Source organism: Streptomyces sp. NPDC046805 (assembly GCF_040645355.1).
Classification (GTDB): Bacteria; Actinomycetota; Actinomycetes; order Streptomycetales; family Streptomycetaceae; genus Streptomyces.
Window position 1 is genome coordinate 202,264 of the sequence record NZ_JBEYYC010000003.1, and the last position, 12,382, is coordinate 214,645.

At 72.0% G+C, this 12,382-nt stretch carries 10 protein-coding genes and 1 pseudogene; 4 read left to right on the forward strand and 7 right to left on the reverse strand.

The annotated features are described in order from the left end of the window. Positions 1-40: 40 nt before the first annotated feature. On the forward strand, positions 41-748 hold the full coding sequence (locus tag ABZ910_RS05430) for a DUF4328 domain-containing protein (protein WP_361359593.1): 708 nt from the start codon (positions 41-43) through the stop codon (positions 746-748). A gap of 163 nt (positions 749-911) precedes the next feature. Beyond that, entirely contained in the window at positions 912-1,859 is a 948-nt protein-coding gene (locus tag ABZ910_RS05435) for an MIP/aquaporin family protein (RefSeq protein WP_361359596.1), read from the forward strand. A gap of 72 nt (positions 1,860-1,931) precedes the next feature. On the opposite strand, the gene ABZ910_RS05440 is transcribed toward ABZ910_RS05435, so the two are convergent. The 4 genes from ABZ910_RS05440 to ABZ910_RS05455 form a co-directional block, all read right to left on the reverse strand. Further along, entirely contained in the window at positions 1,932-3,920 is a 1,989-nt protein-coding gene (locus tag ABZ910_RS05440) for a peptidoglycan recognition family protein (protein ID WP_361359599.1), read from the reverse strand. A gap of 235 nt (positions 3,921-4,155) precedes the next feature. Beyond that, positions 4,156-5,688, reverse strand: a complete 1,533-nt coding sequence (locus ABZ910_RS05445) for a M1 family metallopeptidase (RefSeq protein ID WP_361359602.1) — start codon at positions 5,686-5,688, stop codon at positions 4,156-4,158. Positions 5,689-5,909: 221 nt separating this feature from the next. Continuing rightward, positions 5,910-6,689 carry a DUF2182 domain-containing protein gene (locus ABZ910_RS05450; protein ID WP_361359605.1) on the reverse strand — a complete coding sequence of 260 codons (780 nt, stop codon included), beginning with the start codon at positions 6,687-6,689 and terminating at the stop codon, positions 5,910-5,912. Further along, positions 6,686-7,300 carry a DUF1326 domain-containing protein gene (locus ABZ910_RS05455; RefSeq protein WP_361359608.1) on the reverse strand — a complete coding sequence of 205 codons (615 nt, stop codon included), beginning with the start codon at positions 7,298-7,300 and terminating at the stop codon, positions 6,686-6,688. Before ABZ910_RS05455 ends, ABZ910_RS05450 begins: the two co-directional genes overlap by 4 nt. 208 nt (positions 7,301-7,508) lie before the next feature. Here ABZ910_RS05455 and ABZ910_RS05460 point away from each other — a divergent pair, with 208 nt between their 5' ends. After that, positions 7,509-8,300 carry a hypothetical protein gene (locus ABZ910_RS05460; protein ID WP_361359610.1) on the forward strand — a complete coding sequence of 264 codons (792 nt, stop codon included), beginning with the start codon at positions 7,509-7,511 and terminating at the stop codon, positions 8,298-8,300. Positions 8,301-8,325: 25 nt separating this feature from the next. On the opposite strand, the gene ABZ910_RS05465 is transcribed toward ABZ910_RS05460, so the two are convergent. Next, positions 8,326-9,924, reverse strand: a complete 1,599-nt coding sequence (locus ABZ910_RS05465) for a M48 family metallopeptidase (protein WP_361359613.1) — start codon at positions 9,922-9,924, stop codon at positions 8,326-8,328. Positions 9,925-10,239: 315 nt separating this feature from the next. Then, positions 10,240-10,863: pseudogene (locus tag ABZ910_RS05470) on the reverse strand (molybdopterin-dependent oxidoreductase); the annotation flags it as partial. Positions 10,864-11,417: 554 nt separating this feature from the next. Here ABZ910_RS05470 and ABZ910_RS05475 point away from each other — a divergent pair. Beyond that, positions 11,418-11,897, forward strand: a complete 480-nt coding sequence (locus tag ABZ910_RS05475; RefSeq protein WP_361359966.1) for a MarR family transcriptional regulator — start codon at positions 11,418-11,420, stop codon at positions 11,895-11,897. A 31-nt stretch (positions 11,898-11,928) separates the two neighbouring features. On the opposite strand, the gene ABZ910_RS05480 is transcribed toward ABZ910_RS05475, so the two are convergent. Then, positions 11,929-12,249 (reverse strand): GYD domain-containing protein, encoded by a 321-nt coding sequence (locus ABZ910_RS05480; protein WP_361359616.1) that lies wholly within the window; start codon positions 12,247-12,249, stop codon positions 11,929-11,931. Positions 12,250-12,382 lie beyond the last annotated feature (133 nt).

The following is a 12,382-nucleotide window of genomic DNA, read 5'->3' on the forward strand; positions in this document are numbered from 1 at the left end:
CCCGCCCTTCCTCCGGCGCCGGTTGGGGCAGGATGCCCGCGTGGACGATCACATAGCGCGCCATCCTCTCCTGCGACCGGTGCGGCGAGCCGCCGACTGCTCGGTCGCCGCCCTGATCCTCGCCGGTGCCGCCTGGGCGGCCCGGGCGGTGTGGGAGGTCCGGCTGGCCATGGCGGGACAGCCGGCGTCGGGGCCGCCGGACCAGGGCGGCGGCTGGCACCGCCCGCTGACCGCGCTCGAGAACGCGTACCACGTCGTCACGGCCGTCAGCCATGGCGTCGTGCTGCTGTGCGGCTTCGTGTTCGTGGCGTGGCTGTGGCGGGTCCGGGACAACGGGGTGGCCCTGTCGCGCGAGCGGCCGCGGTACCCGGGGTTCTGGGTCTACCTGGGCTGGGTCCTGCCGATCGCGAACCTGTGGGTGCCGCGCGGGCTCGTCGCGGACGCCTACCGGGCGAGCGCGCCGGGCAGGCGGCTGCCGACCGCGCTGAACGTGTGGTGGGCCCTGTGGCTGGTCGGCCTGGGGAGCGGGGTCGGCGTCGGGATCGGAGCCGGGCACACCGACTCCCCCGACGAACTCGTCGCGCGTGCCTACTCGGGCGTGTGGCTGCTGCTCGCGTACGACGCGGCCGTCGTGGGCGCCGCCGTGGCCGCGGTCTTCGTCGTCCGCGCCGTCACCGCGGCGCAGCAGGAGCGGGCGGCGACCTGGACGGCCCCGGCACCCGACCTCCAGGGGCCCGAGGCGGCGTGACAGCCGCGCCGGTGACCGCAGGGGCTGCTGTTGACAGCTGTGCCTGCGGTCAACAGATCTGCCTGCCGTGACTGCGGTGGCGGAACCTCATTTGTGCGCCACACGATGGTGATGTTCACCGGGATGGTGAAGTTCACCGGTCTGCACCCTCAAGGGGGTCACGATGGCAGTGGAAATCGCTCCCCTGATCTCGCCCTCACGGCTCAGAAGCCGTGGGGGTCTGCTCGGCGAATGCCTGGCCGAGTTCCTCGGGACGTTCGTCCTGACCTCCTTCGGCTGCGGTGTGGTCGCGACCGCGGTCGTGGCGCTGCCGGGTTCGGGCCGTACCGAGGGGCCCACGACGATCTTCCTCGCCGCCGGCGACTGGCTGCTGATCACCTGGGGCTGGGCCCTGGCCGTGGTCTTCGGTATCTACGTGGCCGGCGGGGTCAGCGGCGCGCACATCAACCCGGCGGTGACGCTGGCGTTCGCCGTGCGGCGCAAGTTCCCCTGGGCCAAGGTCCTGCCGTACTGGGTGGCGCAGTTCGCGGGTGCCTTCGTCGGAGCGGCGCTGGTCTACGGCGTCTACCACGACGCGATCAACGCGTACGAGCAGGCCGTGAAGGCGCCGAAGACGGGCGGGCACACGCTGGCCACGTTCTCGATCTTCGCCACCTTCCCGGCGTCGTACTTCCACGGTGGCATCTGGGGGCCGCTGATCGACCAGATCGTCGGCACCGCCTTCCTGGTCATGTTCGTCGTGGCCCTCATCGACCTGCACAACCTGGCGGTGCAGTCGAACCTCGGCCCGCTGCTGATCGGGTTCGCGGTCGCCGCCATCGGCATGTCCTTCGGGGCGAACGCGGGATACGCCATCAACCCGGCCCGTGACTTCGGTCCGCGCCTGGTCACCTGGCTCGTCGGCTGGAAGTCACTGGCCTTTCCGGGCACCGAACCCGGGTCGTTCAGCAACTACTTCTGGATCCCCCTCGTCGGCCCGCTGATCGGCGGGGTGGTCGGGGTGCTGGTGTACGACCTGTTCATCGGCGACGTCCTGTACGTCCGCGCCCGCCAGGGCGAACTCCCGGAGCCCGGCCGGACCAGGCCGGTGACGACCACTCAGGAGGAATAGGGGGAACAGGAGGGGCAGGAGGGACAGGAGGAGCAGGGGGGCCGGCTCAGGTCCGGATCTTCGGGCCGGAGATCAGGGCCGTGCGGTCCGCCCGGTCTTCGTGGGCGCCGCCGCGACCGGGGAGCCCTGGGAGTTCACCACGTCCACGTCGCTCGCCCGGACGTAGGCGAGCCGGTGGCCGAGCTGGATCTCGTAGTACTCCTCCGTGCCGTCCACCACCGGGCTCGGTGTGGTGTCGAAGGCCGACCGGTCGGTGTAGGAGCCGACCAGGCTGCCGCCCGTCACGTACCGCTGGCCCTCGCCGAGTTCGTACGGCAGCGGTGACTCGTACTGCACCGCGATGCCCTCCGGGTAGGCGCTCTCCTCCGGCAGCGGACGCCCGAACACCGGGATCTCGTCCAGGCCCTCCTTCGGCGTCACCATCCGGCCGGAGGCGCCGACGGCCGTCGGACGGTTCTTCGGGTTCTTGAACCAGGCCTTCTCGCCCTGGAACCAGATGGCCGTCCAGTCGCCGCTGCGGTCGGCCACCGCGAACTGCTGGCCCGCGGAGACCCGCGATCCCAGGTCGCTCACGCCGTCCGTGGAGTCGTCGCCTTCCGGATGCCTGCCCGGGTCCTGGATCAGCGGGGCGTCGTCGGCCGGCTCGGTGTGCAGGCGGACGGCGCTGGAGCCGTGCGTCGCACACCGCTCACCCTCCTTGACGCAGCCGGTGAACACCGGGCTGTGGGTCTTGTAGTCCGGCAGCACGGTCACCATGTCGCTGTCCGCGCCGGCCGTGGCGCGCAGGGGCGCGCCGAGGAGGTCGAAGTAGTGCCGCCAGTCCCAGAAGGGGCCGGGGTCCTCGTGCATCCCGGGGATGGTGGAGGCGGTCGGGGCGGGCACGTTGTCGTGGCCGATGATGTGCTGCCGGTCGAGCGGGATGTCGTACTTCTTCGCCAGGTAGCGCACCAGGCGGGCCGAGGCGCGGTACATCCGCTCCGAGTACCAGGCGTCGGGCTGCTTGAGGAAACCTTCATGCTCGACGCCGATCGAGCGGTCGTTCACGAACTGGCTGCCGGAGTGCCAGGCCTCGTCCTTGGTCCTGACGTGCTGGGTGACGTGGCCGTCCTTGGAGCGGATCGAGTAGTGCCAGGACGGCTCCGTCGGCACCTGGATGGTCTGGAGCATGGAGCTCAGGGTCGCCTCGGTGTCGTGGATGACGATGTACTCGATCTTCTGGTCCCTGGGCCGGTCGGCCAGGTCGTGGTTGCCGTACGCCTCGTCGTCGATCTTGACGTGCGGCGAGCTGAGCCAGGAGCAGGTGAGCTCCGGGGGGCACTCGACCTGCTTCGGCCGCTGGGTGTCCCGCAGCATCACGGTGTGCGGGCGCACGCCCGGGCTGGCGGTGAGGGTGATGTGCTGGCCCGTGTCGGTGGTGCGCGTGGCACCCTGACGGATCGTCGTGAAGACGTCGTTCGCGTACGTCGCCGCCGACTCGTTGTCCTCCGCGCCGGCGAACCGCGCCACCGTCTCCCACCAGTCCGCCGGGTCCGCGCTGAGCTGCTTGCCGAGCTGTCTTTGTGTCGCCGCCAGCAGGGCCGCGCCGCCGCGCACGTTGGCGGTGGTGTCGGTGCGCAGGCGTGCCGCCGGGGTGCCGATCAGACGGGCGGCCCGGCGCAGGTCGGTCGGCCGCTCGGCCGGGGGGAGCGCGGCCTTGCCCCCGTTCGCCGTGGGCGCTCCCGCGGGCGCTCCCGCGAGCGCCTGGGCGCCGTCGTCCCGGATTCCGGCCGCGCGCGTGTCCACCAGGTGCATCGGGCCGTAGCCGCCGCTGACGCTCGGGACGCCGATGTGGGAGTCCCAGCGCGACTGCTGGTAGGCGACGGCCATGAGCACGCTGTGCGGGACGTGGTACTCGTCCGCGGCGGAGGTGAAGTCGTGCTCCAGGCGCTCGTCGGGCGCCACGTCGTCGTCGGACGGTCCGAGCAGCAGGGGCAGCAGCAGCGCCGCCGACGCCGTTACGCCGATCATCCAGCGGTGCCCGCGTACGGCGCTGCGGATACGGGGGGCGACAGGTCTTCTCATCGCGGGCGTCTCCAACCATGCTCGTCGGAACCAGGATTCGGCCGGGATCCAGCCAGGGCTCGGACAGGGTTCAACCAGCGGAGAAGGGTTGCCCCTCGCGTCACGCCCACCCCTCGTACGTTTCCGTGCCCCGGGCGCCACGTCGCGCCAACCGTCACCGGCGTGGACCAGTGGTCCGGCACAGGCCACCCGGTCGGCCGCAGTGCATGCCCTCTGACGGCGTGTCGGCTGGCTTTCAGTTCACGACGGGGTCCACTTGCCAGTCGGGGTGACCCGGCATCGGCGGGGTGTGTGCCCCGTACAGCCATGGCGTCAGAAACGGCGTCAGGTCCCGGCCGGCGACCTTCGAGGCGAGCGCGATGAAGTCCCGGGTGCCGGCGACACGGCCCTGATACGTCGTCACCCAGGCCCGCTCGATGCGCTCGAAGGCCTGCTCGCCCACCTTCTCCCGCAGGGCGTAGAGCACCAGGGCCGAGCCGTCGTAGCGCATCTGCCGGAACAGGGTGTCCTCGGCGGGCTCGGCGGGCGCCCCGTCGTCGCGGCGCCACTGCTCGTGCTGTGCGTACGCCGACCGCATCGCGTCCTCGATGCTTCTGCCGCCGTGCTCGTCGGAATAGAGCCTTTCGTAGAACCGGGCGTGACCCTCACTCAGCCACAGGTCGGACCAGCGCCGGATGGCGACGCTGTCGCCGGTCCAGTGGTGGGTGAGCTCGTGCACGAGGTTGCGTTCGGCGTCGACCCGGTCGCCCAGCAGGTCGGCGCTCGGTACGACGGACAGCGACTGCGTCTCCAGCGCGACCGACAGGTCGGTGTCGCCGACCAGGACGCCGTAGCGGTGGAACGGGTAGGGGCCGAGCCGCCGTTCGAGCCACGCCAGATGCTCGGAGGTGAGCGCACGGTACGCCTCGGTGTCGCCGACCAGATCACCCGTCGGCACCACGTCCCGTACGGGCAGCCCGCGCGGGCCGGTGCTGTCGACGAACGTGAACCTTCCGATGGCCAGCTGGACCAGCTGGGCCGCGATCGGCTGCTCGGAGTCGTACGTCCACCGCACCCGTCCGTCGGGGCGCCGCCTCCGCTCGACGAGCCGGCCGTTGGCCACCGCGCTGAGGCCGGGTGGCGTGGTGACATGGAAGGTGATCGGAGCCCGCAGGCTGGGGTGGTCGTCCACCGGGAAGATCATCTTGGCGCCGTCGGGCTGCGGACTGAGCACGGTGCCGTCGGCCGTGGGCATCCAGCCGTAGTCCTGGATCGCGTCGTCGCGGTGCCGGTGTTGCGTCGGGTCGGCGAGGTAGGCGACCCGCACGGTGAACGCGGCGCCGTGCGGGATCGGCTTCGCCGGAGTGACGACGAGTTCGTCCCCCTCGCGTACGGCCTTCGCGGGTACGCCGTCGACGGTGACCGTGCGCAGCGTGTTGCCCGCGAAGTCGAGGTCGAACCGGGACAGGGCCTGGGTGGCGGTGGCGCTGATGGTGACTCCGGCGTCGAAGGCCGTGCGCGGCGCCCGCCAGTCGAAGTCCAGCGTGTAGTGGCGGACCGTGTAACCCCCGTTGCCGTCGAGCGGCATGAGCGGGTCACCGATGCCCGGGGAGCCGGGGGTGGCGTGCACCGGAGCGGCGGCGGAGGGGCCGGGGCGGGCGGGGCCGGGGGGCGTGCGGTGCCGTTCGTGGGTCAGGGTGCCGACGACGCCGACGGCCGCGGCAGCGGCGAGGGTGAGGGCCAGGCGGGCGGTGGGGCGCGGGGGGCGGCGCGCGGGCGCGGCCTTCACCGTGGGGACCGGCGAGCGTTGCGGCCCCTGTGGGCCCGGCGGACTTCGCGCATCTCCCGGCCCGTGCGGACCCGGCGGGCCACCTTGCGGCCCAAGCGCACCTGACAGCCCAGGAGCGCCACGCGCCGCGCCCCTGCGCGACCGACGCGGCTGCCGACGGTCGTGATCTCCATGGCGGAACTATGTCACCAAGAGCTGCTTATATCGCTAAATGCCCGCTGTCACATCTCGGTCATGTCGCCACCGCCGGTGAGGCCGGGCGCCAGCGCGGGCATCCAGAACACCGCGACCGCGAGCGCGAGCGAGACGATGCCGACGACTCGGGCGATGCGGAGCCCCCCTGGCAGCTGCTTCTCGGCGACGACGACGAGGGCCAGGCCCACCATGGCCCACACGTTCATCACGCCGAACGCGGCGAGCAGCAGCATCAGCGACCAGCAGCACCCCAGGCAGTACGCACCGTGGTGCGCCCCCGCCCGCAGATCGCGCAAGGGGCCGCGGTAGGAGGCGTAACGGAGCAGATGCCCGATCGGTGAGCGGCACGTGGTGAGGCAGCGGTCCTTGAGCGGGGTGAGCTGGTAGACGCCGTTGATCGCGAAGATGGCGGCGGCCACCGTGGTTCCCGCCGCGGGATGCCGGGTCGCGACCTCTGCCGTGCCGACGGCCAGGGCGTACGCCGGGATCCCGGCCGCGGCCCACACCAGCACGTAGCCGACGGCGAACGCGAGCGTGCGCGGCGCCCGGTGGACGGTGACCGTCCGGGCGTACAGCGAGGCGACGGGTGCCGTGCCGGGCAGCATCATCGCCGCCATCATCACCGTCCAGGTGCCGAGGAAGGGAAGCGGGGGCTCGACCATCGCCCCGGATCCCGTGCCGCCCCACCGCAGCACCACCCAGGCCCATGCGGCGGCCGCCGCGACCAGCAACAGCCCGGTGCAGAGCGCCGTGTGGCGGACGGCGACCGATGCCGAGGTTCCCGATGTTCTCGGCGTTTTACTCACGCCGACCACGAGAACGGTGCCGAATGCCCGTTGTGGCCGGTGAAGTCCCAGGTGCGGCCGTGGACGTCCCGGCCCGTGGCCCGGTTCGACCGGGCGACCGTGAGCGTGCTGTTGGCCGGGTGGAACACGCCCGTCACCTCCATCACCGGGCCGTCCGCGCCGAACTGCGGGGCCACTTGGTCCTCGACCTCGATGTCGATGACGTCCCCCACCCGCACCGCGTGGCGGCGTCCGTCGTCGTGGTAGTCGATGGGGGTGCGTTCGACGCCGAGGACCTCGCCGATGAGGGGTGTGAGCACGGCCATCGGGCCGCCTGCCTGCCCGGAGAAGACCTTTCCCAGCGCGTCCGCCTGTGCGTCGTCGGCCGACCCGTCGACGTACAGCGCCACCTTCCAGTCGCCCTCCGCCATCACGCGGGGCGCGTCGGCGAAGATGACGACACTGCGGTCCGACACGTCCACGCCGTCGACCTCGCCGCTGTCGACATGGAACGCGAAGGTCACCTGGCAGCGCTCGTCGTCGGCCGGCGCGGTGAGGCCCGAGGTGGTGCACGGACACACGGTGTCGCAGTTACAACTTTCCAGGTATGTCCCGTTCAGGTGCCAAGTCATGTCATTTCTCCCGCCTTTACTCCCAGGCTAGGACAGGCCCGCTTCGGCCGCCGTACCACGACCAACAGGCCACTGACCAGCGCAAAGGCGCCGTGTTCAGGTTGTGTTCAGACCCGGACGGGTTTTGGGCAACGTCAGCACCAGAGGCGCCAAAACTCTGGCAAAGAGGCCTGTGGTAGGCGGTTTTGATCATGCAATCGTGCATGGCATGACGACAGATCTACTCACCCCCATTCGACATACGGCGCCCGTACGGAGCGCGGCGAGCAAGGTGCCCGAGGTCACCGTCTACTTCTGGATCATCAAGGTGCTGACCACCGGCATGGGTGAGGCCGCCTCCGACTTCCTGGCCCACGTGTTCGGTCCGGTCCCCGCGGTCGTCCTCGGCGGTGTCGTGCTGGTGGTCGCCCTGGTGGTGCAGTTCGCCGTCCGCCGGTACGTCGCCTGGATCTACTGGACGGCGATCGTCGCGGTCAGCGTGTTCGGCACGATGGCCGCCGACGTACTCCACGTCGGCCTCGGTGTGACGTACGCCGTCTCGGCCCCGTGCTTCCTGGCCGTGCTGGCCGCCGTGTTCGCGCTCTGGTTCCGGGTCGAGGGGACCCTGTCCATCCACAGCATCCGCACCCGCCGCCGCGAGGCCTTCTACTGGTCCGCGGTCCTGGCCACGTTCGCCCTCGGCACCGCCGCCGGCGACCTCACCGCCACGATCGGCCTCGGCTACCTCGGCTCCATCGCCCTGTACGCCGCCGCGATCGCCGTCCCGGCCGTCGCCCACCGCTGGATCGGACTGAACGCGGTCACCGCCTTCTGGTCCGCGTACGTCATCACCCGCCCCCTCGGCGCCTCCGTCGCCGACTGGATGGCCGTCGGCACGAGCCGGGGCGGCCTGGGCCTGGGCCTCGGCCCGGTCACCCTGTCCTGGACGCTCGCGATCCTCGGCTTCGTCGGCTACCTGGCCTTCTCACGCAAGGACGTCCGCAGCGGCCCCGTGGCGTGACGCCGGGGTCGGGGAGAGCGGGAGATCAGCCGACGGCCCGGCCGCTTCGGCAGCTCCCTGCCAGCAGACGCCGCAGGGCCGCGGTGTCGGGGGTGTCGTCGACCGCGGCGTCGATCGCGGCGTCCATCCCCGTCTCCCATTCCTCGGGCAGCGCGAGCCCGGCCGTCCCCGACCAGGCGATGTCCGGCCGGGCCAGGTTCCCTGCCACAAGGTGCAGGTACACCAGCCCGGCCAGCCCGTCCCACACCGCGGGCCGGATGAAGTTACGGGCCGACAGCCCGGTCAGCCGGGAGGCCTGCGCGGGTTTGGGCATCCGGTCCGCCACCTCCATCCACAGCAGTCCCGCGTCGATCGCGTCCAGCACGTCGCCCAGCTCCGGCGGGTCGGACCGGCCGCCCTCCCCGTCCGGGCCGCCGGGCGCGGAGGGCGGGGCGGCGGCGCGCAGCGCCCTGCGGACCGCCGTGCGCAGGGGCTCGGCCCACCTCGCCGCGTCGGCCACGGACCGCGCCATGACGAGCTCCGGCCAGTCCAGCCGGCGCATCCCCGCCACCACCGCCGGCAGCGTGGACGACTCCAGCGCGGCCAGCACGCCGTCCGGGTCCCGGAGGAGGGACCAGGCGGGCGCTGCCCCCGGGTCATGGGGCATGCCGTCGTCCGGCAGCGCCTCGACCAGAGCCACCCGCTCGGACATCGGCGGGTGGGAGTCGTAGGGAGACGGTCGCCGCGGTCGCCGGGCCGCGGCGAGCGCGGTCAGAGCCTCCGGGCTCCGCGCGGCCAGCAGGCGCAGGAAGCCGCCGTGGAGCTCACCGACCGGCGGAAGCGCCTTCGCGGGCACGCCCAGCCTGGCGTACGCCTCGACGTAGTGGTCGTGCGCGGCGTCGAGCACGGGGAACCGCCGCAGCACGGCCGCCGTCGTGTCCCGGCCGGCGTGCCGGGCCGACAGTTCGTCGGCCGCCAGTTCCTGGCGGCGGCCGACGGACCGGGTGGCCGACAGGAGGAAGCGGGCGTAGCGCACGTAGAGGTTTCCGATGGCGACATGGGCCCCGCTGCTGTGCACGCGGAAGGCGTCCACGGTGTGCAGGACCGCCACCCGCCCGCGCATGACGACACCGGCGAGACGGGTGTCATGGTTGCCGAAGTGGCCGAACTCGTGCGCCAGTACGGCGCGCAGCTCCGGCACGGTGAGCCCGGCCAGCAGCGGAACGCCCAGGTACAGGCGTCGTCGCCCGGGCCGCAGTCCCAGCAGGCGGGCCTGTTCGGCGACCGCCGCGTTGACGTCGGCGTCGAGGAACAGCTCGTCCGGGGCACGCGTGCCGGCCGTCTCCGCGGCCTTGCGCACCTCGGCCCACAGCGCCGGCTGCTCCTCCGGAGCGGCCGGGTGTCCGTCAGGCCCCAGGAGCCGCCGTCCGGCCCGCAGGAACGCGACCATGCCCCGCAGCACCGGGATCGCCAGCATGACGGAGGCGAACACCACGCCGAGCATCAGATAGCCGGACCACGTCACCAGAGGGTTCGTGAGCAGGAGCCAGTCGGCCACGAGGACGGCCGTCAGCAGCAGCACACCGAGCAGGTAGAAGCCGCCCAGCAGCAGGAGGGCGCGCACGGCACGCAGCGAAGCAGTCATCGAAAGGTCCCCCCACAGGACCCACCGAACGAGCGCCCGACGGTGCGCACGGCGTACGGCGGAGATCGGATTCTAGAACGGCCGGACCGGCGCGCCGAGGAGGCAGCACGCCCCACAGCGCGATGTGCAGATGCGTCATCAGCGGCGGACTCCTTCCTCGTCCGGTGCGTGCCGCAGGGGGTACGGCACCGGGCCGGGGGGCGCGTGCGGGGTTGCGGCCGCCGGCGGTGCGGCGGGGAGGGTGGCCCGGACGGCGTCGACGACGTCGGCGTAGGGGCTGTGATGGGCGGCGAGACCCTGGGCCAGCAGGTCGAGGGCGCCCACCGCGTGCGAGGCCATCGACATCGCCGGGATCGGCGAGAACCCGGCCAGCCGGTCCGGCCCGTGGACGGCGATGGTGTGCACATGCGCGGCGGCCGCGATCTCCAGGGCCTCGTCCCAACCGACGCGCACGAGACCGCCCTTGCCCCGCACGGACTGGTAGCGCCGGCGCCGGCCGGGGTCGCCGGTGACGTCGGCCCACGCGGCCACGGGATCGCCGAGCCGTGCGCGGGCCTCGCGGTACATCTCCAGGAGGACGCCGCGCACATGGGGGTGGCGCACGCGGGTCGGTGAGTAGGTGTACCAGGAGAAGGACGCGCCCCGAGGGCAGCCGCGCGGCTCGTACTCCGGCCGGTCGGGCCCGGTGGACGGATAGTCCGTCTCCTGGGTCTCCCAGGTGATCAGCCCGTCCTTGACGTACACCTTCCACGAGCACGAGCCCGTGCAGTTGACGCCATGGGTGGACCGCACCACCTTGTCGTGTGCCCAACGCTCCCGGTAGGGCGCGTCGTTGACCCCCTGGTCGGCACGGAAGACCGCCCGCAGGTCGGGCGTGGTCGTGGTCCGGCGCAGTATCCGTCCCGCGCGCAGCAGTTGATCGGCGGCCAGCGCCGCCACTCGTTCCGCTTCCCGCCGGGCGCCACGCCGTCCCACTGTGCTCACTCCCTGTGCCGTCGGCAAAGCACGCCGGCCCGATGGCGAGGTGCGGCCACCGGGTCGACGTTCCGCTTCAGCCAGCGTCGAGCACCGTCACGCTACGAAGTCCTGACACGTCAGGGGGTTGATGTTGCTTGTCCGGAGCTTTCCTTGCGCTTTGCAATGGTTGTGTACGGCATCTCGGTATCCCGGCATCCGTATGCGCGTCCGCCGGTGACGACGACGGGCCGGTGCCGAGGTGCCGTCAGAGAGGTTCGGGATGGGAGGGAGCGAACCGAATAGGCTTCGCGTATCGGCTCGTTCTCCATGACCATCACCTCGGCGCCGGAACCTCCGCGCCCGCACGACTCCAGGTTTGCCGGACGGGAACGGACCGGAGCGAGGGAGAGGGGAAGAGGAACGAGATGTCCAAGGGCCGACCGCACGAGGGCGGCGACCAGGAGTGGTCCGCCTCGGGCCTTCGGGCGGGCGAGGAGGGCCCGGACCGCGAGGCCGAGGACGTCACCCGCGCGGTGATGGCCGCGTCCCGGCTGATCGTCGCCCTGTCCGCCCGCGCCCTGGCCGCGGTCGACGTCCCCCTGACGCTGCCTCAGCTGCGCTCGCTCGTGGCCCTGCACGCCTGCGGCCCGATCAAGCTCGCCGCGATGGCCGCCACCTTGGGGGTCAACCCTTCGACGGCCCTGCGCATGGTGGAGCGCCTCGAGTCCATCGGGCTCATCGACCGCCGCGCCAACCCGGACAACCGCCGCGAGGTCGTCCTGCGGCTGACGCCCACGGGCCAGGACCTGGTCGACCAGGTCCTCAGTCACCGGCGCACGGCGATCCGTACGTTGGTCGAGCGCCTCCCCGCCCGAGAGCGCGCCGGCCTCGTCCCGGCCCTCAGGGCCCTGACCGCCGCGGCGCAGACCGTCGATCTCGACGGTGCCTTTGACCCGTCGACCGAGGCCGACCGTCTGGCCGGCCTCGTCGGCGACCCGCTCAATCCGGCGCCGTGACGGGCAGTCCCGCCCTTTGGCCTATGCGGACCTATGCGCCGGGGGCGCGGAAGGCGACCTCCCGGCGGGCGGCCTCGTCGATCTCGTCGATGCTGAGGAGAGGGGTGGCCCGGGTGTGAAGGGAACCGCTGGCCTTGACGGCGAGGCTGACGGCGGCCATGGAGGCCGGGTCGGGGAGGTCGACGATGAGCACGGTGTCGTCCTCCCCGAAGGCGAAGTACATGGCCTCGACCTTCCCGCCGAGGCCGGTGACGACCTGCTCGACGGCGGCGCGACGGCCACTCGCGCCTTCCTTGAGCAGACCTTTGGTGCCCTCGGCTGTGTAGGTGGCCTGGATGAGGAACTTGGGCATGGGGGCGCTCCCTGACCGTCGTTTGTTCGATATGCGGAGAATGTACGGGGAATGGCCTTCCCGCTGTCGCGTCGCCCGCCACTGACCGAAGGCCCGGATTCACTCGTTGGCAGCTACGACTCGTTCCGGGCCT